18 protein-coding genes are annotated in these 23,929 nt (G+C 69.4%); 10 read left to right on the top strand and 8 right to left on the bottom strand.

Features of this window, described 5'->3' with window-relative positions; all coding sequences use genetic code 11:
- Window positions 1–10 precede the first annotated feature (10 nt).
- Window positions 11–1,363, top strand: a complete 1,353-nt coding sequence (locus AB7P10_RS07640) for a D-amino acid dehydrogenase (protein WP_428293239.1) — start codon at window positions 11–13, stop codon at window positions 1,361–1,363.
- Between the two features lie 63 nt (window positions 1,364–1,426).
- Here AB7P10_RS07640 and AB7P10_RS07635 read toward each other — a convergent pair whose 3' ends face one another.
- From AB7P10_RS07635 to AB7P10_RS07620, 4 genes are all read right to left on the bottom strand, one after another.
- Window positions 1,427–2,293, bottom strand: a complete 867-nt coding sequence (locus AB7P10_RS07635; RefSeq protein WP_428293238.1) for a M14 family zinc carboxypeptidase — start codon at window positions 2,291–2,293, stop codon at window positions 1,427–1,429.
- Window positions 2,294–2,471: 178 nt separating this feature from the next.
- Entirely contained in the window at window positions 2,472–3,728 is a 1,257-nt protein-coding gene (locus tag AB7P10_RS07630; protein ID WP_428293339.1) for an acyl-CoA dehydrogenase family protein, read from the bottom strand.
- 170 nt (window positions 3,729–3,898) lie between these two features.
- On the bottom strand, window positions 3,899–4,711 hold the full coding sequence (locus AB7P10_RS07625; RefSeq protein WP_428293237.1) for an alpha/beta fold hydrolase: 813 nt from the start codon (window positions 4,709–4,711) through the stop codon (window positions 3,899–3,901).
- Window positions 4,708–5,760, bottom strand: coding sequence for a peptidase M29 (locus AB7P10_RS07620; RefSeq protein ID WP_428293236.1), 1,053 nt, complete (start codon window positions 5,758–5,760; stop codon window positions 4,708–4,710). Before AB7P10_RS07620 ends, AB7P10_RS07625 begins: the two co-directional genes overlap by 4 nt.
- An 87-nt stretch (window positions 5,761–5,847) precedes the next feature.
- Here AB7P10_RS07620 and AB7P10_RS07615 point away from each other — a divergent pair, with 87 nt between their 5' ends.
- Genes AB7P10_RS07615 through AB7P10_RS07605 form a run of 3 tightly spaced genes read left to right on the top strand, consistent with a single transcriptional unit; the run spans window position 5,848 to window position 7,816 of the window.
- Window positions 5,848–6,369 (top strand): flavin reductase family protein, encoded by a 522-nt coding sequence (locus AB7P10_RS07615; RefSeq protein ID WP_428293235.1) that lies wholly within the window; start codon window positions 5,848–5,850, stop codon window positions 6,367–6,369.
- Window positions 6,366–6,866, top strand: a complete 501-nt coding sequence (locus tag AB7P10_RS07610) for a MarR family winged helix-turn-helix transcriptional regulator (protein WP_428293234.1) — start codon at window positions 6,366–6,368, stop codon at window positions 6,864–6,866. The genes AB7P10_RS07615 and AB7P10_RS07610 overlap by 4 nt, the downstream gene beginning before the upstream one ends.
- Window positions 6,867–6,922: 56 nt before the next feature.
- Window positions 6,923–7,816: a DMT family transporter gene (locus AB7P10_RS07605; RefSeq protein ID WP_428293338.1), complete on the top strand. Its 894-nt coding sequence runs from the start codon at window positions 6,923–6,925 to the stop codon at window positions 7,814–7,816.
- Between the two features lie 108 nt (window positions 7,817–7,924).
- Here the strand turns inward: AB7P10_RS07605 and AB7P10_RS07600 are convergent, their stop codons facing one another.
- Both AB7P10_RS07600 and AB7P10_RS07595 read right to left on the bottom strand, forming a co-directional pair.
- Window positions 7,925–8,920 (bottom strand): tripartite tricarboxylate transporter substrate binding protein, encoded by a 996-nt coding sequence (locus AB7P10_RS07600; protein WP_428293233.1) that lies wholly within the window; start codon window positions 8,918–8,920, stop codon window positions 7,925–7,927.
- 118 nt (window positions 8,921–9,038) lie between these two features.
- Window positions 9,039–9,953 (bottom strand): LysR substrate-binding domain-containing protein, encoded by a 915-nt coding sequence (locus tag AB7P10_RS07595; protein ID WP_428293232.1) that lies wholly within the window; start codon window positions 9,951–9,953, stop codon window positions 9,039–9,041.
- Between the two features lie 110 nt (window positions 9,954–10,063).
- Here AB7P10_RS07595 and AB7P10_RS07590 point away from each other — a divergent pair, with 110 nt between their 5' ends.
- Complete coding sequence (locus AB7P10_RS07590) at window positions 10,064–10,708, top strand: NAD(P)-dependent oxidoreductase (protein WP_428293231.1); 645 nt, start codon at window positions 10,064–10,066, stop codon at window positions 10,706–10,708.
- Here the strand turns inward: AB7P10_RS07590 and AB7P10_RS07585 are convergent.
- Window positions 10,692–16,709 (bottom strand): amino acid adenylation domain-containing protein, encoded by a 6,018-nt coding sequence (locus AB7P10_RS07585; protein ID WP_428293230.1) that lies wholly within the window; start codon window positions 16,707–16,709, stop codon window positions 10,692–10,694. The genes AB7P10_RS07590 and AB7P10_RS07585 overlap by 17 nt on opposite strands.
- Window positions 16,710–16,850: 141 nt before the next feature.
- Window positions 16,851–19,040, bottom strand: coding sequence for an acetoacetate--CoA ligase (locus AB7P10_RS07580; protein WP_428293229.1), 2,190 nt, complete (start codon window positions 19,038–19,040; stop codon window positions 16,851–16,853).
- Between the two features lie 98 nt (window positions 19,041–19,138).
- Here AB7P10_RS07580 and AB7P10_RS07575 point away from each other — a divergent pair, with 98 nt between their 5' ends.
- The 5 genes from AB7P10_RS07575 to AB7P10_RS07555 are packed head-to-tail and all read left to right on the top strand — an operon-like array spanning window position 19,139 to window position 23,915.
- Complete coding sequence (locus tag AB7P10_RS07575) at window positions 19,139–19,891, top strand: TetR/AcrR family transcriptional regulator (RefSeq protein WP_428293228.1); 753 nt, start codon at window positions 19,139–19,141, stop codon at window positions 19,889–19,891.
- Window positions 19,888–20,955: a C4-dicarboxylate TRAP transporter substrate-binding protein gene (locus AB7P10_RS07570; protein ID WP_428293227.1), complete on the top strand. Its 1,068-nt coding sequence runs from the start codon at window positions 19,888–19,890 to the stop codon at window positions 20,953–20,955. The genes AB7P10_RS07575 and AB7P10_RS07570 overlap by 4 nt, the downstream gene beginning before the upstream one ends.
- A gap of 1 nt (window position 20,956) precedes the next feature.
- Entirely contained in the window at window positions 20,957–21,550 is a 594-nt protein-coding gene (locus AB7P10_RS07565) for a TRAP transporter small permease subunit (RefSeq protein WP_428293226.1), read from the top strand.
- Window positions 21,547–22,869, top strand: a complete 1,323-nt coding sequence (locus tag AB7P10_RS07560) for a TRAP transporter large permease (RefSeq protein ID WP_428293225.1) — start codon at window positions 21,547–21,549, stop codon at window positions 22,867–22,869. Before AB7P10_RS07565 ends, AB7P10_RS07560 begins: the two co-directional genes overlap by 4 nt.
- On the top strand, window positions 22,866–23,915 hold the full coding sequence (locus AB7P10_RS07555; RefSeq protein ID WP_428293224.1) for an SMP-30/gluconolactonase/LRE family protein: 1,050 nt from the start codon (window positions 22,866–22,868) through the stop codon (window positions 23,913–23,915). The genes AB7P10_RS07560 and AB7P10_RS07555 overlap by 4 nt, the downstream gene beginning before the upstream one ends.
- Window positions 23,916–23,929 lie beyond the last annotated feature (14 nt).

Below are 23,929 nucleotides of genomic sequence, written 5' to 3'. Positions count from 1 at the left end.
GGAGCGGGTCATGCAAGTCACGGTTTTAGGCGCGGGCATCATCGGAGTCAGCACGGCGTGGCAGCTGCTGCAGCGCGGGCACGAGGTCACGCTGGTCGACCGGCAGCCGGATGCCGCACTGGAGACCAGCTTCGCCAACGCGGCGCAGATCTCCGTGAGCTATTGCGAACCCTGGGCCAACAGGGATGCGCCCCTCAAGACCCTGAAGTGGATGTTCTCCGACGAGTCTCCCTTGCTGTTCCGCCCGCAGCTGGACTGGGCCCAGTGGCGCTGGGGCCTGCAGTTCCTGGGGCAATGCAACGACGCGGCCTTCGTGCGGAATGTGGCGCAACTGGTGGCGCTCGGCGCCTACAGCCACGCGACTCTGAAAGAGATGGTGGCCGAGACCGGCATTGCCTACAACCGCCTCGAACGTGGCATCGCGCACTACTACACCGACCAGAAGTCCTTCGATGGCGCGGCCAACGCGGCCGCCGTCATGCGGCGTTTCGGCGTCCAGCGCAGCGTGGTCTCGCGCGAGGAGCTGCTGACGATCGAGCCCGCCCTGGGCGCCTTCGCCGACCGCATCGTCGGCGGCACTTACACCCAAACCGACGAATCAGGAGACGCGCGCGTGTTCACGCAGAAGCTGGCGGCCCTGTGCGCGCAGCGCGGTGCGCAACTGCTGTTCGGTCACGACATCGAACGCCTTGTACGGGACGGCGACGAGGTGCGAGAAGTGCGTGTGCGCCACCGCGACACCGGCCGCACCAGCACACTCAAGGCCGATGCCTTCGTCGTGGCCTGCGGCTCCTACACCACGCCGCTGCTGAAGTCGGTCGGGGTGCAGGTGCCGATCTACCCTGGCAAGGGCTACAGCGCCACGCTGCCGCTGTTGCAGCCCGATCGGGCGCCATCGGTGAGCATGATCGATGACCAGATGAAGTGCGCCATCTCGCGCCTGGGCGACCAGTTGCGCGTGGCGGGCACCATCGAACTCGGCGGCTTCGACCTGTCCCTGGACACCCCGCTGGCGCGCAAGCGCTGCGAAATGCTGGTGCGCCGCATCGAGCAGGTGTTTCCCGGCGTCGCCGACACGCGCACGCCGCAGGAAGGCGGTGACCCAAGGTTCTGGTGCGGCCTGCGCCCGGCCACCCCGACCAACATCCCATTGATCGGCCGCACGCCGCTGCGCCGGCTCTGGATCAACGCGGGCCACGGCACGCTGGGCTGGACACATGGCGCGGGCTCGGGCAAAGCGCTGGCAGAACTCATGAACGGCGAGCAACCCGCCATGAACTTCCGCTTTCAGGGCATTGGCATGGCGCCGCGCACGGCACCCCAGCCCTCTCTCTCATCCGCGCCCACCCGGCAGCGCGCCTGACCCTTTCACCGGGCCGCTCATCGTGGGCTGGCTGATCCTGGCCGCCACCATCTTCACCATCGCTCAGGGTCGCAGGCGCTCAGCCATCCAGCGCTGGAGGTCCAGCCACATCTGGCGCATCTCGGCGTCCAGCGGCGTGCGAAAGGCGTTGGGCAACTCCACCGTCACCACCGGCATGCCCTGGTGCACGCCACCGTAGTGGCCCAGGCTGCCGGGGAAGATGCCGACCTGGTCCAGATACAGGCGCCCGAGTTGCGGTGGCGGCACGCCGGGGCCATCGAAGTCGAGCACGCCGTAGGGGGCGTGGATGCTCACGATCAGGTGCGGCTCGAAGCGCGCCATCTCCTCGTGCAGGAAGCGCGACTCGGGTTCGGACAGCGGCGTGCGGCCAGGCCAGCGGCGCGGGTCCTTGCGCGTGCGCTGCTCCCAGTACGCCTTGGCGTCGCGCTCCCAGTTGGGCGTGGGGAAGTTGCGGTTGAGGTCCACCCCACGGGCGTTGGTGCGCCGTGCCGGGCGGGCCAGCAGGCCATCCGGATTGAGCACGGGAATGAAGCGCCAGTGCGCGTTGGCCGGCGTCTGCATGGCTTGCTGGATCCAGTGCAGCGCCACCGACGCCGAAGACAGCTCGTCGCCGTGCATGGCGCCCACCACCAGCACGCGCAGCTTTGCGTCGGGCGCAATGACATCGCGCGCATAGAGCATGCGCCCCTGAACCGAGCGGCCCTCCGTGATGCGCAGCGCCGCCGCGTCGCACAGCGGTCGCTTCAGGTTCGGCAGTCGCGCCACCCACGCCACGCAAGGGTTGAACGGCGCCACCGTGCGGTGGTGCGCCGGGCCGCGCAACGGCTGCACCGCCATCGCGTTCGTGGCCAACAGCGTCAGAAACAGGACGAAGAGCGGGACCAGGCGAAACAGAGGGGTGCAGTACATCGGCGCATTCTAGGCAAGCACCCACCCAACGGCTGGCGCGCGAACCGGCCGCGCGGCGCAACCTCGGTCCAGAGACACCAAGGGTCCGGCTCCGCCGGCCCAAGGTGTCGCCCCCCTCCCAGCGCCGAAGGCGCGCCAGAGAGGGGGGAGCCGCGCAGCGGCGCGGGGGGAGCGCTCCCTATTCGTCGCGCTCGCCGGCTTCGTACAGCGTCTCGCGGCCCATGCGGTCGAGCACCAGCTCGGCCGTCCACGGCAGCATGAGGGCGCCGCAGCGGCTGTCGCGGTACAGGCGTTCCAGCGGCAGGTGTTTCATCATGCTCTGGCCGCCGCAGGTGCGGATGGCCAGGCGCGCGATGTCGTTGGCGCCTTCCATCACGCTGTAGTGCGCCGCATAGAGGCGCAGCTTCTCGTCCTTGGTCGGGTTCGGCTTCGCCTCCGTGATCGCGCGCGCGAAGATGCTCTTCATGTTCTCGAGCTGGATGCGCATCTGCGCCACCGCGATCTGCTTGGTCGGGTACTGGCGCCGCTTGACCGGTGGCTCCCCGGGCACCTCGCCGCGCAGGTACTGCACGGTGAAGTCGTACGCCGCGTTCGCCAGCCCGAGGTAGGTGGGCGAGAGCGTGAAGAACATGGCCGGCCAGGTCTGCGCGCCCTTGAAGTAGATGCCGCGCGGCATGAGCTGCTCGGCGTCGCTCACGAACACGTCCTTGAACGCGAGGTTGCGGCTGACGGTGCCGCGCATGCCCAGCGGGTCCCAGTCGCCGCTGATGGTGAATCCCTCACTCGTGGCGGGCACGCTGATGTAGAGCGTGTCGCGCGCGTCCGGGTGCTCGTCGCCCTTGTCCTCGGTGCACAGGATGCCGTAGTAGTCGGCCGCGCCCGAGAGGCTGGCGAAGATCTTGCGGCCGTTGACGAGCCAGCCACCGTCGACCTTCTTCGCCGTGGTGCCGAAGGGTGCGCGGCCTGCCGCGGCAGCACTGCCCTCGCTGAAAGGCTGCGCATAGACCGCACCGTCGTGGACGATGCGCTGGAAGTGCAGTTCTCGCCGCGCCAGGTGCTCGGCGCGCTGCGCATCGGTCATGGCGATGCCGTCGGCCAGCACACCGGTCCACATCGTTGAACAGATGTGCATGTTCCAGGTGAGCGCGGTGGCGCCGCAGAAGCGCCCGATCTCGGCGGCCACCATCATGTAGGTCGCGTAGTCGGCGCCCAGGCCGCCGTGCGCGGTCGGCACGCACAGCTTGAGGAAACCGGCCTCGCGCAGGTCCTCGTAGTTGGCGAACGGGAAGCTGGCTTCGCGGTCCCATTGCGCGGCACGCGCGGCGAACCGGTCGCGGCCCAGCGCATGCGCCCGGGCCAGCAGCTCGCGCTGCAGCGGCGTGAACGGCATGTCGCCCACGGCGGGGGTGAAGTCCAGCGCTGTGCCCGAGGGCAAGGGCATGTTCATGAGCAGTCTCCTTAGTTACGTCGTTTCACCGCAGAGAAAGGCGCACCCCAGTGGCACCGAGGGTCCGGCTTCGCCGGCCCAAGGTGCCGTCACACCTCGAAGCGCCGAAGGCGCGCCACGGAGGGGGGAAGCCGCACAGCGGCGCAGGGGGGTGTCCATCAATGCACATCTCGGGAGCGGTCCGCCGCCGGTTCGCCGAGGAAGTCGAGCAGCAAGCCATCGAATTCCTCGGGCGCTTCCAGGTTCATCAGGTGGCCGATGCCGGGCAGCTCGGCGTAGCGCGCATGCGGGATGGCGGCGGCCATCTGCTTCATCACGGCCGGCGCGGCCACGCGGTCGAACTCGCCCCCGATGAGCAGCGTGGGCACGCCGATGCCGGCGAGGTCGCTCTGGCGGTCGAAGGTCACCAGGCAATCGAGCGCGCGCCGGTAGGTGGCGGCGGGCACGCCGGCCATGCAGTGCTCGGCCAGCTTCAGGCCTTCGGGCAGAGAGCCCGGGCCGACCATCTGCGGCACCAGCCGGCTGGCCACCTCGGCCATGCTCTGGCCTGCATCCAGTGGCGCGGTGCGCTGGCTCACGAACTGCCGCGCCCAGGCCTCGGCGTCGCGCCCGTCGCTGCGCTTGCCGAACGCGGCCGAGGTGCCACACAGCACCAGGCGGCTCACGCGCTCGGGCCGGCGCGCCACGACCTCCTGCGCCACCATGCCGCCCATGCTGTGGCCGACCAGCACCACGTGTTCGCATTGCAGGGCGTCGATGAGGTCGATGCAGCTCTGCGCCAGGCCCTTGAAGGTGTAGGGCTCGATGGGTGGGCTGTGCCCGTAGCCCGGCATGTCCCAGGCCACGGCGCGGTAGCCAGCGGCGGCCAGCGTTTCCACCTGCGGCGCGAATGCCAGGTGGCCACCGCCGATGCCGTGCAGCATCAGCACGGTGGTGGCGCCGTCGCCCAGTGTGGTGAAGGTGGGGATCATGGCGTCACCACCCGGCCGGCGTCGATCACGGTTTCGCCATCGAGCCGCACCGTGCAGCCGCGCAAGGGAAAGTCGAAATGGCCGTGCGTGTGGCGGCCCGCCACTTCGTTGGCGCCGGTGCTGTAGAGGAAGTTGCCGGCGAACGCGCGCAGCTCGGTGCCGTTGAAGTCGCGCTTGTCGTACAGCGCCATGCTGTCCCAGCGCGCGGCTTCGTTGAGCCCGTAGCCCACGTGGCTGACTGCATAGGCGGCCGGTTCTCCCCATGCCGCGTAGTGACTGCGCAGCAGGTCCGCGTCCACGCCCGCACCGTCGATGCGCGTGACGTGGTCGTTCTCGATGGTGAGCGTGATCGCGCGGTCGATGTAGCGCTTGAAGGTCAGGTTCACATCGCCCTCGGCCAGCACCAGCGTGCCGTTGACGCTGCCGGCCGCTGGAAAGGCCAGCACCAGGCCGCCGGGCCAGTGAGTGAGCGTGCCCGGGCGCGTCGTGCTGCCCCAGTTGCCGCCCACCACAGCGCCTTGCAGCGAGATGTCGAGATCGGTGCCGGCGGCAGAGGTGACGCGCATCGACTTCGCGCCACGCACGCGTTTCACATGCGCCTTCACCCGTGCTTCGGTCGCGTCGTCGGGCAGCAGGCGCGCCAGCGCCTCGGGGTGTTCGTTGCTCACATAGACAATGCGTGGCTGTGTGGCGCCGTTGCCCTTGAGGATGGCCGGCAGCTCGGGCGCGTGCATCAGGCCCTCGACCGTGCAGTCCACCACCAGCGTGCAGCCGGCCAGCGCCGCGATCACCGGCGCGAGCTGCTGGATCGCGGGACAGGCACCGGTGGAGCGCGACACCGGTTCGCCCGCGCTGAACACCGAAGGCAGCGTGATATGAAACACGCGCGCGCCCAGGCGCGCTGACGCAAGATGCGCCAGTTCAGGCAACACTGGCCGGCTCTGCGTTTCACCGAGAATGGCCACCGTATCGCCGGGCTGCAAGGCACAACGGCGCAGCATGGCCTCGAAGGCATCGATCCAGGCGGGTTCGGTCCGCTCCTGCAGCATGGGTGGGTCTCCTTGTGTGGTCGCGCGCCATCGGCCTTTTGGCGCCGGCCTTGCCATTATTCATGAATTTTCATATAAATTCCAACCATGTCCAACGCCCGCCCCGCCGGCCACCAGGCCCGCCCCCCCGATTTTTCGGCGCATGATTTCCGCGCCTCGCTGGGCATGTTCGCCACGGGCGTGACCATCGTGACCGCGCGCACCGACCGTGGCGAACTGGTAGGCCTGACCGCCAATTCCTTCAACTCGGTCTCGCTGTCGCCGCCGCTGGTGCTCTGGAGCCTGGCCCGCATGGCCGGCTCCATGGCGGTGTTCTCCAACGGACTGCACTACGCGATCAACGTGCTCGCGGCCGACCAGCAAGCGCTCGCGGAGCGCTTTGCCACGCGCGACACCGACCGCTGGTCTGGCGTGGACTTCGTCGCTGGAGCCAATGGCGCACCACTGCTCGACGGCGCGGCGGCGCACTTCGAATGCTTCAACCGCAGCCAGTACGCCGAGGGGGATCACGTGATCTTCGTTGGCGAGGTCGAGCGCTGCCGCCACCGCGCCGACGCATCGCCGTTGTTGTTTCACGGCGGGCGGTTCTACGCCGAGCATCCGCTGTGAGCCGTCGCGCCCCGTCGATGTCCAGTGCGCCCGCCCGCGCCGCTGCCGCCCGGGACGACCCGCGGTTCGTGGACGACTACCTCGGCTACTTGCTCGGCCAGGCCAACCACGCGCTGTTCAGGGACTTCGACGCCGACGTGCGCGCCGCCGGCCTGGGCTCGCTGGAGTGGCGCGTGCTCGCGGTGCTGAGCCAGCAGCCGCCCATGCCCATCGGTCAGCTTGCGCTGGAGGTGCTGAGCCTTCAACCCACGGTGACCAAGCTGGTGCAGCGACTGGCCGCACAGGACTGGGTGGCCTTGCGCGACGACCCCGCGGACCAGCGGCGCACGCTGGTCGTCATCACGCCGCTGGGGCAGAAAAAGGTGACACCGCTGATTCGCCGGGCGCGCGCGCACGAAGCGCGGGTGCTGACCGGCATGAGCGCCTCGGACGTGCAGCGCCTGAAGGCGCAATTGCGCCACCTCGCAGGGGGCACCAGCACGGCTGCGGACCGCTGAGCCCCCGCGACAGACGGGCCATTGCCGAAGCCCGCACAATCCCGCGCATGACTTCACTGGCCGAGCGCAAGACGCACCTCGATTCCCTCGCCATCACCCTGCTGGTGGTGTGCTGTGCCTTCTGGGGCTTCCAGCAGATCCTGATCAAGGACACGGTGGCCGAGGTGCCGCCGCTGTGGCAGGCCTCGCTGCGTTTCTGGGGTGCGGCGGCGCTGATCTGGCTGTGGTGCGCGGCGCGCGGCGTGCCCCTGTTCGCGCGCGACGGCACGCTCAAGGGCGGCTTGCTGGCGGGTTCGCTGTTTGCGGGCGAGTTCGCCTTCATCTACCTGGGCCTGATGCACACCAGCGCCTCGCGGCTCACGGTGTTCCTCTACACCAGCCCTTTCGTGGTGGCCTTGCTGCTGCCGCGCGTGGTGCCGGGCGAAACGCTGCGGCGCATCCAGTGGGCCGGCCTGGTGATCGCGTTCGCGGCCGTGGCGCTGGCCTTCAGCGAAGGCTTCATGCACAGCTCGCCGGTGGCGGGGCAATGGCTGGGCGACGCGATGGCGCTGGCCGCGGGCACGCTCTGGGGCCTGACCACGCTGACCATCCGCTCCACGAAGCTGGCCCACGCCAGTGCCGAGAAGACGCTGTTCTACCAGGTGGCGGTCACGGCGGCGGTGGCGCCCCTGATTTCGCTGGCACTGGGCGAGGCCTGGGCATTCGACTACTCGGCGCGCGCCTGGACGTCCATCGGCCTGCAGACGGTGGTGGGCGCCTTTGCCAGCTACCTGACCTGGATGTGGATGCTGCGCCACTACCCGGCCACGCAGATGTCCACCTTCACCTTCCTCACCCCCGTGTTCGCGCTGGTCTTCGGCGTGGTGCTGCTGGGCGAGCCGCTCACGCCGCAGCTGGTGGTGGCGCTGGCGGGCGTGGCAGTGGGCATCGTGCTCGTTTCCCGGCGCTGAGGCCGCGCAGCGGCGGCGCGTGGGGGTCAGCGAGCCACCGCCGGGCCGCCCCAAGGTGGGTCAGCCCCCTCGGGGGGCAGCGACCCGCGCAGCGGTGGAGCGTGGGGGTCAACCCTTCTTCGCCAGCCCCAGCCGCTCGATGGTCTTCTTCTCGGCCGCAAAGGTGCGCGCCGCATAGGCCGTGTAGTCGGCCGTGCCCATGTAGATCGTCGGCTGGTAGAACTTGTCCAGCGCGGCCTTGAGCTCCGGGTCGTCCAGCGTGGCCTTGAAGGCGTCGTGCAGGGTCTTCACCACCGCCGGGTCCATGTTCTTCGGGCCACCGATGCCGAAAGGCGATTCGCTGATCGTGTCCCAGCCGCTCTCCTTCACGGTGGGCACGTCGGGGAAGGCCTTGTTGCGCTGGCTGCCCAGTGTGGCCAGCAGGCGCAGCTTGCCGCTCAACACGTGCGGCGCAAATTCCGTGGTGCCACTCATCATGCGGATGTGGCCCCCGAGGATGGCCTGCATGATCTCGGCCGAGCCCTTGTAGGGAATCGGGTTGAGCTGGATGCCGGCCTTCTCGCTGAACTCCTCGATCGCCAGGTGCGGCGTGGTCCCCGTGCCGGTGTGGCCGTACTCCAGCTTGCCCGGGTTGGCCTTGGCGTAGGCCACCATCTCCTTGAGCGTCTTGAACGGCGCGTCGGCGGTGCAGGCGATGCCAAAGGTGTAGCCGGTGAGGCAGACGATGTGCGTGAGGTCCTTCACCGGGTCGAAGGGCATGGGCTGCATGTGCGGCAGGCGGTAGATGCCCAGCGGCAGCTGCGTGAGGGTGTAGCCGTCGGGCTTGGCCTGCACCATGGCGCTGGCGCCCAGCGTGCCACCCACGCCGGGCTTGTTTTCCACGATGACCGGCACACCCAGTGCGTTGCTGGCGCTCTTGGCAATGGCGCGCATCACACCGTCGCTGCTGCCACCGGCCGGCCAGGGCGCAATCAGCGTGATCGGGCGCGAGGGGAACTTGTCCTGCGCCCAGGCGCTTGCGGGCAGCAGCACCGGAGCGGCCACGGCAGCGGCGGCGGCGCCCAGCAACTGGCGGCGTTGGGTGGAGGTCGGGGTGGCGCGCATGGTCTGTCTCCTGATGGAATGAAGCTGCGCAACTTAGCGCAAGCCCATGCCCCGTGAAAGCGGGTTGGCCCCGGTGCCCTCCCCGTTCCAGTCCCCTGCGGGACTGCGCGCGGCCGTCTCAGCCCGGGCGTGCCGCGAAGTGATCCTGCAGCGCCCGCAGCGCGTGCCGCACCTTGGCCGGTTGCTCGTCGCGCCGCGGCGTGACGGCGAACACCGCCGCCGGCTCCAGCCGCCACTCGGGCAGCACCGGCACAAGCTGGCCCGCCGCCATGGGTGCGCGCACGTCCTCGGCCATGCCCACGTACAGGCCCCAGCCCGCCACCGCCAGCGACTGCAGCACCGTCACTTGCGAAGCCAGCACGCGCGGCTCGATGCGCACCGCCTCCTGCCCGCCTTGCGGCCCCTGGAGCCACACGGTCTCCAGCGCGCTGCTGCGAGGCGGCAGCCCCAGCCATTCGTGGTTCGCCAGCTCGCTCGGGTGGGCGGGCCAGCCGTGCTCCGCCAGGTAGCGCGGCGCGGCGCACAGCTGGCGCTGCAGCTCACCCAGCCGGCGCGCCACCAGCGAGGAATCGGTGAAGCGGCCCACACGCAGGGCCAGATCCACCCGCTCGGCGATCAGGTCGATCGGCGTGTCGTCCAGCAGCAGGTGCAGGCGCAGGCGCGGGTGGCGGCGCAACGGCTCCAGCGCCGTGGCCAGCAGCTCGCCGAAGCCGATCGGCGCGGCCAGGCGCAGCTCGCCCTCGGGCTCGTCGCGCAGGCGCTCCAGCGCCTGGTCCGCGCTGCGGGCCTGGGCCACCATGGCCGCGCAGGCCGGGTAATAGCGCGCGCCCGCTTCGGTCAGCGTGATGCGGCGCGTGGAGCGGTGCAGCAGCACCAGGCCCAGCGCTTCTTCCAGCAGGCGCAGCTGCTGGCTCACCGCCGAGGGGGTGCTTCCGACGCGGCGCGCGGCCGCGCTGATGGAGCCGCTGTCGACGATCTCGGCGAACAGGGCCATGCGCTTGAGCTTGTCGGTCCAGGCGACAGCGTCGTTCATTTGTTAGTTTTTCTAATCAAAGTAAGCTGATTTTGCGATCTAGTGTCAATTTTATGTAGCCATGACACTCAATGCCATCTGCAACCCTTCCTTTTCACAGGAGTCATGTCATGAAGATCGCCCTGATTGGCGCCACCGGATTCGTCGGCAGCGCCGTGCTCACCGAACTGCTCTCGCGCGGCCACGCCGTGACCGCGCTGGCGCGCCATCCGGAAAAGCTCGCGGCGCAGCACCGCTTGCAGGTGGTGAAAGCCGACGCCCAGGACGCCACCCAGGTGGCTGCCGCGCTCGCCGGCCAGGACGCGCTGGTGAGCGCCTACAACCCGGGTTGGGGCGAGGCCGAGATCAAGCGTCTGTTCGGCCTGGGTTACGACGCCATCCTCGCGGGCGCGAAGAAGGCCGGCGTGAAACGCGTGCTGGCCGTGGGCGGCGCGGGCAGCCTGGAGGTGGCGCCGGGCGTGCAATTGGTGGACACGCCCGAGTTCCCGGCCGAGTGGAAACAGGGCGCGCTGGCCGCGCGCGACCTGCTCACGCGCCTGCGCGGCGAAACCGAAATGGAATGGAGCTTCGTCTCACCGCCGATCGCGCTCGCGCCGGGCGCGCGCACCGGGCGCTACCGCGTCGGCGGCGACCAGTTGCTGCCGGGCGAGGGCGAGGCCCCGGCCGGAATTTCGGTGGCTGACCTGGCGGTGGCCATCGTCGACGAGATCGAGCAGCCGAAGCACACGCGCCAGCGCTTCACCGTCGCGCACTGAGGGAACCGCGCCCCACCGCCCCGCGGCTCGCTGCGGGACCCTGCGCGGCCCTGGCTGCGGCCACGGGCGCCCGCATGCGGGACACGAGCACATGGACGTTGGGGGGCTCCATGATGTCCATGTGTTTGCCGGGCACCAGTTCCACCGTCAACCCAGGCACCAGCGACCGCCAGCCATAGGCGGGCGCGGTGGAAGCGTCGTCACCCGCCTGCAGGAACAGCACCGGCATGTCGCTGGGCGCGGCTTCGTAGTTGCGCATGGCCTTCGCGTAGGCGCCGTTTCGCCGCATGCCGGGATCCTGGCGGGCCACGAACTGGCCCCGATAGACGCGGTAGATGTGCAGCAGGTGGCGCAGTCCCTGGAGGCGGAGCAGGCGCAGGCGCCTGCGCACGCCCGCCCACAGGTGCTTGAAGCCGCGCCCCGGCAGCATGGTGTCGAGCAGGACGATCAGGCCGATGTCCTCGCCGGCCGCCCTCAGGCGCCGGGCGACCTCGTAGGCCAGCGCGCCGCCGATGGAGAAGCCCCCCAGGAAGTAGGGGCCGTGGGGCTGAACGCCCCGGATCAGGTCGAGGTATTCCACTGCCAGCGTCTCGACGGACACCTGGGGTGGTGCGGCGTCCACCGGCCACTGCAGCAGGTCGATCTCGGTTTGCGAGAACACGCCATACACCGGCATCTGCGGTTCCAGTTGTTGCGCCAGATGGCGATACTGTTCCGCGCCAGCCAGCAGGAACAGGCCCGGGCCGTTGCCATGGGGCTGGAGCACGGCAACCGACGCGTGTTCCGTGCCTGCTGGCCGATGCCGCGCCATGGCGGCGGCCAGATCCGCCACTGTCGGGTGCTCGAAAAGAAGGGCCAGCGAGCAGGGGCGTTCCAGTGCCGCCTCGATGCGGCTGACCACGCCCACGGCCTGCATCGAATGCCCCCCGAGATCGAAAAAGTTGTCGTGAATGCCGAGGTGGTCGACCTGCAAGGCCTCTTGCCAGATCGTGAAGATGCTCGCTTCGACCGCGTTGCGAGGGGCTTGCCCCGAATCACCTGAGCCCGTCGGGTTGCGCGATGGGGCCGGCAAGGCCCGGCGGTCCGTTTTGCCATTGGGCAACGTGGGCAGGGAAGCCAGTTCGACGAAATGCGCGGGCACCATGTGGTCTGGCACGGACTGGCGCAGGTGCTGGCGCAGGTGTTCGCGCGAGGGCATGGGCCCCTCGGGCACCACGTAAGCGACCAGCATGGGCTGGCCCGGCTGATCTTCCCGAAGCACCACGAGCGCGCGCGAAACACCCGCGTAGCCCAGCAGGTTCGTCTCGATCTCGCCGAGCTCCACCCGGAACCCGCGCACCTTGACCTGGTCGTCCAGCCGGCCAAGATGTTCCAGCGATCCATCGTGCCGCCAGCGTCCCCGGTCGCCCGTGCGGTAGATGCGCCTGTTTTCAGGCGTTCGGGCGTCGGGTTGGTCGATGAAACGTTCCGCGGTCAGCGCCGGGCGCTTGTGGTAGCCCAGCGCCACGCCGGCGCCGCCAATGCAGATCTCGCCGGGAACGCCGATGGGGCACGGCTGGCCGTGCCCGTCAAGGACCTGGATCGAGGTGTTGGCCACCGGCCGCCCCAGCGAGATGGCCTGCGCGGCATCGGCAGGCACCTGCCAGCAGCTGGACCACACCGTGGTTTCGGTGGGGCCGTACATGTTCCAGACCACGGCACAGCGCTCCCGCAACTGCGAAGCCAGGCTGGGGGGCAGGGACTCGCCGCCCACCAGGGCCTTGAGCTGCGGCCTTCCACTCCATCCGGAATCGATCAGCAGGTGCCAGCGCGAAGGCGTGGCCTGCAGCACCGTGATGTGCTCGCGGACCATCAACTCGGCCAGCGCGCAACCGTCGGTGGCCTGCGCCTCGCTGGCCACCACCACCGTGCCACCCACGCCCAGCGGCAGCAGCAGTTCGAGCACCGCAATGTCGAAGCTGGGCGTGGTCACCGCCAGCAGGCGGTCTTGCGGGCTGAAGCCCGGCGTGCGCGCCATGCTCGCGAGGAAGTTGACCACGGCCCGGTGCGGCACCGCGACACCCTTGGGCTGGCCGGTGGACCCCGAGGTGTAGATCAGGTAGGCGGGGTCGTCCGGCCCCGGGTCGAGCTGGGCATCGGCATCCAGTGGATCGGCAGACATGGCCGCGACAGACGGGCGGTCAACGTCGAGCAGCAGGCTCGGTGGGTGCTCGCGCGCCGGCGCCACCGAACGCTGCGTGACCAGCAGCGCCAGATCGGCATCGTCGATCTGGAACTGCAGTCGCTGGCGGGGGTGGCCGGGATCCAGCGGCAGGAAGGCAGCCCCTGTTTTCAGGACGGCCAGCATCGCGATGACGAGATCATGGCCGCGGGACAGGCACAGCCCGACGCGCGAGCCGCGGGCGATCCCGCGCTGGCGCATCCAGCGGGCCAGGCGGTTCGACGCCTCGTCCAGCTCATGGTGCGTCAGTTGCACGCCGCCAAACACCAGCGCGACCTGCTGCGCGGAACGCCGGCTGCCGTGGGCAAGCCACTCGACCACCGATCGCGCCGCCGGCGGCTCGGCCGGGCCCAGCGACCAGGCGTGCAGCGCGGCCCGCTCGTCGTCGCCCAGCAGCGGGAATGTGGACACACAGGTTTGCGGCGCGCGGACCGCGGCACGCAGGATGTTCAGTAGGTGCTCCCCCATGCGCTGAACCGTCTCGCGCGCGAACAGGTCGGTGGCGTACTCCAACACGATGGAATGGTCGTACAGCGTGTCGGCGACAACCGTCAGATCGAACTGCGTGGACGTCCGGTCGAAGTCGAGCCGGGACCAGGTCAAGCCCTCGAAACGGCCATCGCGCACCGGCGAATTCACCTGGTTGAACATCACGTTGAACAGCGGCTGGCGGCTGGCGTCGGGCCGCCCGCCCCGTTCGCGAACCAGCAGTTCGAACGGCATGTCCTGGTGCGCAAAGGCCTCCAGGGACACGTCGCGCACGCGCGAGAGCACGGTGCGGAAATCCGGGTCGCCGCCCAGGTCCGTGCGGAACACGAGCGTGTTCACCAGGGTGCCGATGAGGTTCTCGGCCGCGACGTGGTGGCGGCCCGCGATGGGCACGCCCACCGCGATGTCGGTCCTGCCCGTGTGCCGGCACAGCATCACGTTGAGCGCGGCGATCAGCACCATCGACAGGCTCGCGCCGTGGGCCGCGCCCAGGTGGCGCAGCGCGGCAATGTCGTCCGGCGCCAGGGGAAAGCGCAGCGCGGCACCCCGGAAACTTTGCTGGCGGGGCCGCGGGAAATCCTCGTTCAGCGACAGGGGCTCCAGGCCGTCCAGGCGGCGCAACCAGAAGGCCAGTTCCTGCGCCCGGCGCTCGCCCTCAAACCAGTTGCGGTGCCAGTTCGCGTAGTCGGCGTACTGCAGCGCCAGCGCCGGCAGCGTGGCTTGCACGCCGGTCACCAGGGCGCTGTAGTGCGCGGCCAGTTCCTGGCCCAGCTGGGCGAAGGACCATTGGTCGCTGACGATGTGGTGCATCACGATCAGCAGCACGGCCTGCTGGTCACCGACATGGACCAACTGGGCGCGCAGCAACGGGCACTGGTCCAGCTGGAACGGCACGGACGTGACCTCGGCGAGGTGGCGATGCAGCACCGCCTCGGATGCGGTCCCTCCGCTGGGGGCCAGTCGCACTTCCTCGACCGGCACCCGCGGGGCCGGCACGACCTCACCCTGCACACCGTCGGCCGTCCGCACAAAACGGGTTCGCAGGATTTCATGCCGTTCCACCACCTGCGCCAGCGCGTTCCGCAGCGCGGTGATGTCGACCGTGCCGTGCAAGCGCAGCGCCAGCGGCACGTTGTAGGCACTGCTCGCGGGCGCGAGTTCGTGCATGAACCACATGCGCTCCTGAGAGAACGACAGCGCGACGCGCGTGCCCGGAGGGCGCGGACCCGGCGGCGCCGTCACCTCCGCCGTCTGGCGGGTGGGCGTGTCGGCCGGTGTCGTCGGCGCACCGGCCAGCGCGCTGGCGAGCCCCCGCACCGTCGGGCGCTCGAACAACGTCCGGATCGGCAGTTCGACCCCCAGCCGGGTTCGCAGGCGCGACACCAGCTGCGTGGCCAGCAGGGAGTCGCCGCCCAGGTCGAAGAAGTTCGCGTCGGGCTCGACCACCTCCTGCCCCAGAACGTCGGACCACATCTGGCACAGCGTCTCCATCAGGGCAGCGTCGGGTTCGTGCGTCGATGGCGCGGGCACCAGCGCGGCTGCCTGCGCCGCCAGTCGCAGCGGCTCCAGCGCCCCTTGCAAATACAGGCGCTTCGCGGCTGCGCGCTGCGGCTTGCCACTGGACGTGCGGGGCAGGGAGCCCGCGCGCAACGGCACGATGTCGTGCAGGTCAAGTTCGTGCTCGATGGCCACCTGCCGCTGAACGCCGTCGATCAGTTCGCGCACAGCGTCGGGAGACAGGTACCGGCCGCATTCCACCAGCAGGACCGCCGCTTCCCTGTGCCCCTTGTCCACCGGGAACGCGATGCAGCCGCCGACACGGATGTTCGCGTGGGTGGCTTCGGCGGTTCGCTCCAGGTCTTGCGGGTACAGGTTGCGCCCGTTCACCACGATCATGTCCTTGCGGCGACCCGAGACGAAGAGTTCACCACCGTGCAGGAAGCCCAGGTCGCCGGTTCGCAGGTAGCGCATCGCATCCGCGCCGCCATCGGCCAGGGCCACGCCAAAGCGCTCGGCCGACGCCTCGGCTTGCCCCCAATAGCCCTGGCCCACGCTCGGCCCGGCCACCCAGATTTCGCCCACGCGACCGGGCGCGCAGGGCACCGCGGTATCGGGGTCGACGATGCGCAGCTGAAAACCCGGCAGCGCCGGGCCACAGCCCACCAGGGTCCGGGTCCGCGGCGTTGTCGCCTGCGCCGTCCGCACTTCGTGGCGCTCGATGGCTCGCGCATCGAAGGCGACCTGCTGCAAGGGCATGCGGGTGTCGCGCACGGTGACCCCCAGCACCGCTTCGGCCAGGCCATAGGACGGCGCCAGCGCATCCGGGTTGAAACCAAATGGTGCGAAGGCGGCGGCGAATGCCTTCAGTGTGGCCGCGCGCACAGGCTCGGCGCCACAGGTGGCCAGTTGCCAGCAGTCCAGCCGGGCGCTCCACCCGGGCTTGCGGGCCAGGGCCTGCACGCAGGCGAGGTAGGCAAAGTTGGGAGCGCCACTGTGCGTCACGCGGTACTTTTCGATGGCTTCGAGCCATCTCAGAGGCCGCAACATGAACTGCGCGGGCGACATCAGGTAGGCCGTGCCGCTGGAGTGGATGGGCTCGATCACCCCGTGCACCAGCCCGTAGTCGTGGAACCATGGCAGCCAGACCAGCGCCCTGCCACCGTGCGTGTCGAGGCTGCTCACCAGCGCGCGGCATTGCGCCAGCAGGTTGGCGTGGGTGATGCGCACGCCCCGCGGGGCGCTGGTGGACCCCGACGTGTACTGCAGGTAGACCACGTCTGCCTGCGGATCGATGGCGGGCGCCGGCACCGTCGCACCGGGCACCGCCAGCAAGGTCTGGAGCGAGTGCCAGGGCACCCCGGGGATCTGTGCGCGGCCCGCCTCCAGGTGGGGTTCGTGGGTCAGGGCGAGCGCCACCGCCGCGTCCGCGCTGATGCCGCGCAAGCGCGCATCGCTGGCCCGTGCGTGCTGAAGGTCGGGCGCGGGCGCCGGGATGGGAATCACACCCGCGAGCACACAGCCCCAGAACAGTTGCAGGGCTTCCAGGTCGTTGTTGAACGCGAGCAGCACCCGGTCGCCGGGGCGCGCGAGCACCAGCAGTTTTGCGGCGATGGCTTCGGCGGCTCGCCCCAGCGCTTCGTAACTCAGAACATCGGTGGCTTCAAGATCGTCGCCCAGAAACACGTAGGCGGGCTGGTCGCCGCACTCGGCGATTCGCGCGAGCAGCAGTTCTCGAAAATCGGCGCTGGGGGGCATCGGTGTCTGGTCGGTGGCCCGCCGGTGGGAGGGCATTCGATCACGGATCACGGATGCAGGCGGGGCCAAACGATTCTAAGACGAGGCCCAAGGGCCACGGCCACAACGGCCGGCTGCCACCGCGCCAATTGTCACGGGTACCGGCTGCGCTGCGTCCGAGCCCTTTGGCCCGGGGCGTCAGGCGCGCGTGGCCGCGCGCGTGGCCGCGAACCGCACGTACCAGTCCAGGCACCCCGGGTTGGCCATCGCTTCCTTGTTGATGACCTTCTCCAGCGGCTGGCCCAGCAGCAGCTTCTTGATCGGCAGCTCCTGCTTCTTGCCCGAGAGCGTGCGGGGGATCTCCGGCACCAGGAACACGTCGTTCGGCACGAAGCGCGGCGACAGCGCGGTCTTGATGCTGTCGGTGATGCGCCGGCGCAGCGCGTCGTCCAGCGGCACGCCCTCGCGCAGCACCACGAACAGCGGCATGTAGCTCTCGCGCCCGAGGTATTCGAGGTCGACCACCATCGAGTCCATCACCTCGGGCAGGGCTTCGACCGCGCTGTAGAGCTCGCTCGTGCCCATGCGCAGGCCATGGCGGTTGATGGTGGCGTCGGAGCGGCCGTAGATCACGCAGGACCCGTCGGGGTGCACGCGCAGCCAGTCGCCGTGGCGCCAGACCGCGCCAGCCTCGGGGCCGAGGTCGCCGCCGCCAGTCTTGCGGCCCTGGCCCGGTGGGTAGGTGTCGAAGTAGCTGCCCAGCAGGCGCTGGTTGTCCACGTCACCGACAAAGTACAGCGGCATGGACGGAATGGGCTGCGCGCACACCAGTTCGCCCACCTCGTCGATCACGGGCTGGCCCTGCTCGTTCCAGGCCTCGACCGCGCAGCCCAGCAGGCGGCACTGCATGCGCCCGGGCGTCTGTGGCAGCTCGCGGTTGCCGCCGATGAATGCACCAGCGAAATCCGTACCACCGCTGATGTTGCACCACCAGATGTCCTCTCCTGTCCCCTCTCCCTTTGGGAGAGGGTCAGGGTGAGGGCTGGGAGCGCCGAAACCCTCACCCCCGCCCTCTCCCAGAGGGAGAGGGAGCAAAGCGCGCCGCACGCGCCGGAACTGTTCGGTGCCCCAGTTCTGCGCGTCTTCCGACAGCGGCGATCCCGTGGTGCCCAGCGCGCGCACGGTGCCGAGGTCGCCGCAGGTGGTCAGGTCCACGCCGGCCTTGAGGCAGTTGGCGAAGAAGGCGGCGCCGGCGCCAAAGAAGGTCACGCCTTCCGCGGCCGCGAAACGCCAGAGCGTGGTCCAGTCGGGCCGGTCCTTGCTGCCGCCGGGGTTGCCGTCGTAGATCACGCAGGTGGTGCCATTGAGCAGGCCGCTGGTCTGCGCGTTCCACATCACCCAGCCGGTGGAGCTGTACCAGTGGTAGCGCTCACCCCAGCTGTTGGCTTCGTAGCTGCATCCGATGTCGTTGTGCAGGATCTTCAGCGCCAGCCCGACGATCACCGTGCCGCCGTGGCCATGCACGATGGGCTTGGGCAGACCGGTGGTGCCGCTGGAGTAGACAATCCACAGCGGGTGGTCGAACGGCAGCCACTCGGGCTCGAAGGCCGCGGTGGCGGCGTCGTCGCGCGCGGTGATGGCCGCGAACGCGGCGCAGGGCGCCGCGGCTTCCAGGGCCCGCGCCTGCGCGGCCTCGCCTTCGGCCAGGTTGGTGTGCAGCACGAGGTGGCGCACCGTGGGCAGCGCCGCGCGCAGCTCGGCCACCACGCCCAGGCGGTCGTGGTCGCGCCCGCCGTAGGTGACGCCGTCGCAGGCGATCAGCACCACGGGTTCGATCTGGCGGAAGCGGTCGAGCACGGCGTTCGTGCCCATGTCGGGCGCGCAGATGCTCCACACGCCGCCAATGGACACCGTGGCGAGGAACGCCACCATGGCCTCGGGGATGTTGGGCAGGTAGGCGGCCACGCGGTCGCCCGGCTGCACGCCCTGTTCACGCAGGTGCAGCGCGAGCGCGGCGACCTGGCGTTGCAGCGTGGGCCAGTCCAGCTCGACGCGGCGCCCTTTTTCGTTGCGGGCGACCACCGCGGAGAAGCCGGCCGCGTGGGCGGGCTGCACGTGGCGGAACACCTGCTGCGTGTAGTTCACGCGCGCGCCAGGGAACCATGACGCGCCGGGCATCACGTTCTTCGCCAGCACAGCGGTGTGCGGCGTGGGCGACTGCAGCTCGAAGTAGTCCCAGATGCTTTGCCAGAACGCGTCGAGTTCGGTGACGGACCACTGCCACAGCGCGTCGTAGTCATCGAATTGCAGGCCGCGGTGCTCGGCCAGCCATTGCTGGTACAGGCGGATCTGCGGGACGAAAGGCGGGTTGTCTTGTGTTGTCTCCATAGGCGCCAAGCGTAATCTGCGAAGCCCCATTTGCAAGTCGCGTGCGCTCAGGGTTTGTACGGGTGTGCAAATATTTGTACGGCCGTACAGTGCCGCCCATGCCCTCCCGCGACCACCCCAGTGCCTCGGCCCCACGCCGCCCCCCGAAGGCGCGGGCCGCCGCGCCGCGCCCGGACCGCAAGCAGGCGATCCTGCTCGCCGCCGAGCGGCTGTTCGCGCAGTTCGGCTACCACGCGGTGAGCATCCGGCAGATCGCCGATGAGGCCAGCGTGCCGCTGGCGCTGGTGGGCTACTACTACGGACAGAAACACGAGCTGTTCCATGCCATCTTCGAGCACTGGCGCGACACGGTGAACGAACGCCTGGCCCTGCTCGCCGCCGCGCGCGAAGGGCCGCGCGACGGGCGCAGGCTGGAGCGCGTGGTGAGCGCCTTCGTGGAACCGGTGATGCGCATGCGCGCCAGTGCCGAGGGCGAGTACTACGCCTTGCTGGTGGCGCGCGAGCTGGCCTACCGCACACCCGACGCCGACCGCGTGCTCGCGGACTATTTCGACCCGATGGCGCACGCCTTCATCGATGCCCTGCACGACACCTTTCCCCACAGCAGCCGCGCCGACGCGGCCTGGGCCTATCAGTTCGCACTGGGCACGCTGATCCACCACATGAGCGACTCGCGCATCGAGCGCCTCTCGCGCGGCGAGAACACACCGAGCGACCCGTCGGCCACGCCGCGCCTGATCCGCTTCATCACCGCCGGTGTGCAGGCCGCTCTGAGCACCGAAGCCGCCACAGCCCTTCCCCATTCCCGTTCCCGTTCGATCCCCACCACCACAACCAGGAGACGCGCATGAAAAGCCCCATCGTCCAACACAGCCTGCTGCTGGCCGCGCTGGCCCTCACCGCCGGCGCCGCGCAGGCGCAGCAGGTCATCAAGCTCACCGCGGTCTCCGGCCACCCGCCGGTGTTCCTGTGGGTCAAGACGCTTGACGAGGTGTTCATTCCCGAGGTCGACAAGAAGCTCGCGGCCGGCGGCAACAAGTACAAGATCGAGTGGACCAAGGCCTGGGGCGGCACGCTGGTGAAGCTGGGCAGCGAGTCCAAGGGCGTGGCCGACGGCGTGGCCGACCTGGGCGTGGTCAGCACGCTGTTCGAAGCGGCCAAGTTCCCGCTGCAGAACGTCTCGTACTACACGCCCTTCGGCTCGGACCGCATCGACGTGGTGAGCAAGACCATCGGCGACCTGCAGAAGAGCGTGCCCGCCATGGGCGACGCCTGGACCAAGAACGGCCTGGTGTACCTGGGCGGCATGGCGCTGGACTCGTACCACATCTGGTCCAAGTTCCCGATCACGAAATACGAGGACCTCAACGGCAAGAAGATCAGCGCGCCCGGCCCGTCGGCCAACTGGGTGCGTGGCACCGGCGCGGTGGGCGTGGCCGGTTCGCTCAACACCTACTACGAGGACATCAAGTCTGGCGTCTCCGACGGTGCCGTGGTGTTCACCACCGGCGCGGCGCCAGCCAAGCTGCACGAGGTGGCGCCCTACGTGACCAAAGTGAACTTCGGCTCCATGTTCGCGGGAGGCATCGCCATCAACAAGAGCCGCTTCGACCGCCTGCCGCCAGAGGTGCAGACGGCCATCCGCGAAGCGGGCGACGCCTGGACCGCGCAGTACGCCACCGCGCAAAGCGCCCTGGTGGAAGCCCGCGTGAAGGAGATCACCGCTGCCGGCGGCAAGTTCAGCGAGCTCAGCGACGCCGAGCGCAAGCGCTGGGCCGACGTGCTCTCGCCCGTGGCCAAGACCTGGGCCGCCGACGCACAGAGCAAGGGCCTGCCCGCGAACGACGTGCTCGCAGCCTACATGGCCAGCCTGATCAGCGCCGGCGCCAAGGTGCCACGCGACTGGAGCAAGTGAGGTGAGCGAATCCCTGCCACGACCGGCCGATGACGCGTCGGTCGGGGCGTCGATCGCGTCCGACGCCTACAACAGCCCCCTGCCCTTCGGCCTGCACCGGCTGGTCAGCGGCATGAACGCGCTGGGCACGGTGTGGATCCTCGCGCTGATGGTCCTCATCAACCTGGACGTGTTCGGCCGCAACCTGCTGGGGGTGCCGGTGCGCGGCGTGACCGAGCTGGTCTCGCTGTCCATCGTCGGCATCGTGTTCCTCCAGTTGGGCGACACGCTGCGCACCGGCCGCTTCACGCGAGCCGACATCCTGCTGGACCGCCTGAAACACACGCGCCCGATGCTCACGGATGCGCTGCACGCGCTGTACCACACCATCGGCCTGGCGCTGATGGTGGTGATCCTGCTCGCGAGCTGGGCGCCGCTGGTGGAGTCGGTGCGCATCCGCGAATACGTGGGCGCCATCGGCGACTTCCAGGCACCGGTATGGCCGGTGCGCCTGATCACGCTGGTGGGCCTGTCGGTCACGGCGCTGTGCTTCGGCCTGCTGGCCTGGATGGACCTGCGCCGCCTGGCCAGCCGCCGCAACGGGGAGCGCGCATGAGCAGCGTGACGATTGCCCTGGGCTCGCTGGTGCTCATGCTGGTGTTCATCTATGCCGGCATGCACGTCTCGATCACGCTGGGCCTGATCAGCTTCGTCGGCGTCTGGCTGATCCGCGACGACGCCGGCATCGCCGCGAACCTGCTCGCGCAGGCGGTGAGCGATTCCATTGCCAGCCACATCTTCGGCGTGGTGCCGCTGTTCGTGCTCACCGGCTTTCTGGTGGCGTACGCGGACGTGGGCAAGGACGCGTTCGAGGTCGCCAACCAGGCGTTCCGCCGCATCCGCGGCGGCCTGGGCGTGGCCACGGTCGCGGCCAACGCGGTGTTCGCCGCCATCACCGGCATTTCCATCGCCTCGGCCGCCGTGTTCACCCGCGTGGCCGTGCCGCAGATGCTGCGCTTTGGTTACCAGCCGAAGTTCGCCGTGGGCGTGGTGGCGGGTTCGTCGGTGCTGGGCATGCTCATCCCGCCCAGCCTGCTGATGATCCTGTACGGCTTCCTCTCCGACCAGTCGGTGGGCGACCTGTTCACCGCCGGCATCGTGCCCGGCCTGCTGCTGGCGGTGGCGTTCGGCGTGGTCATTGTGCTCATGGCGCACCTGCGCCCCGGCATGATCTACCGCGACGCGACGCCGCAGCCCATGGAAGAAGAAGCGCTGATGCCGCTGGGCGAGATGGTGCGCAAGATCGTGCCCATCGTGCTGCTGATCGGCTCCATCCTGGGCGGCATCTACGCCGGGTTCTTCACCGCCACCGAAGCCGGCGCGGTGGGCGCGCTGATGGCGCTGCTGATCGCGGTGGTGCGGCGCAAGCTCACGCTGCGCAGCTTCTGGGGCGTGCTGACCGAAACCGGCCACGTCACGGTGTCGGTAAGCTTCCTGATCATCTGCGCCAACATCTACACCCGCATGCTGGCCATGAGCGGCACGCCGCAGGCCATGCTGGAGTGGATGTCGGCCGCGGGCCTGGGCGTGGCGGCCTTCCTGCTGATCTACGTGCTCATCGTCATCCTGCTGGGCACCATCATCGACTCGGCCTCCATCCTGCTCATCATGCTGCCGCTGATGCTGCCGATTGCCCAGCAGTTCGACCTGAACCTGATCTGGTTCGGTGTGGTCACGGTGGTGGCGGTGGAAATCGGCCTGCTCACACCGCCCTTCGGCCTGAGCATCTACGTGATCAAGAGCACCCTGGGCAAGACGGTGGACATCAGCCTGGGCGACATCTTCCGCGGCACCGCGCCGTTCACGCTGACGATGCTGGTGGTGCTCGCGCTGCTGCTGGCGTTCCCGCAGATCAGCCTGGTGTTGCTCAAATGACCGCCCACTCCACACCCAACCCGCTCGACGGCTTCACCGTCGACCGCGCCGCGATCCGCACCATCGGCCAAGACCTGCAGCGCCCCGAGTGCATCCTGGCCGAACGCGACGGCACGCTGTGGGCGGCCGATGCGCGCGGCGGCGTCACGCGCATCGCGCCCGACGGCTCGCAGCAGTTCGTGGGCCAGCGCGCGGACGACCGCTTTGCCTCCGCGGCCGCGGGCACCGCCGAGGACTTCGAGGCCAAGTTCACGCAGGGCACGCTGCCCAACGGCATGGCCTTCGATGCCGGAGGCAACTTCCTCATTGCCAACTTCGGCACCGACTGCCTGGAGCTGATGGCGCGCGACGGCCGCACCCGCACGCTGCACGACCGCATCGACGGCCTGCCCATCGGCAAGGTCAACTTCGTGCTGCGCGACGGCAAGAACCGCATCTGGCTCACCGTCTCCACCCGCGTGAACCCCTGGACGGTCGCCGCCGCGCGGCGCGTGCAGGACGGCTACCTTGCGGTGGTGGACGAGCACGGCCTGCGCGTGGTGGCCGACGGTTTCTACTTCACCAACGAGGTGCGGCTGGACGCGCGCGAAGAGTGGATCTACATCGTGGAAACCACCGGCCCGCACATCACGCGCATGCGGCTCGACGAGTCGGGCGCCGGCGGCGTGCGGCTGACCGACCGCGAGGTGTTCGGCCCCAGCCACCTGGGCGGCCCGCCCGACGGCATTGCCTTCGACAGCTTCGGCAACCTCTGGTGCACGCTGGTGATGGTGGACCAACTGATCGCGCTCACGCCGCAAGGCGACAAGCGCATGCTGCTCGACGACAGCAACGGCGAGCCGGCGCGCGCGCTCGTGCAACGCATGACAGATGGCACCGCCACCGCAGAAGACATGCAGCGCGCGCGCGGCGGCATCGCCCCCTGGATGGCCAGCCTCACCTTCGGCGGGCCCGACCTGCGCACCGTGTACCTGGGCAGCCTGCTGGGCACACGCATCCCCTACTTCCAGTCCCCGGTGGCGGGGCTGCCCATGGTGCACTGGTAGCACCACACGCTTCG

Origin of the sequence: Hydrogenophaga sp. (genome assembly GCF_050182545.1) — a bacterium.
Lineage (GTDB): Bacteria > Pseudomonadota > Gammaproteobacteria > Burkholderiales > Burkholderiaceae_C > Hydrogenophaga.
Note: the sequence above shows the minus strand (reverse complement) of the source record. Positions and strands in the feature narration are given on the sequence as shown.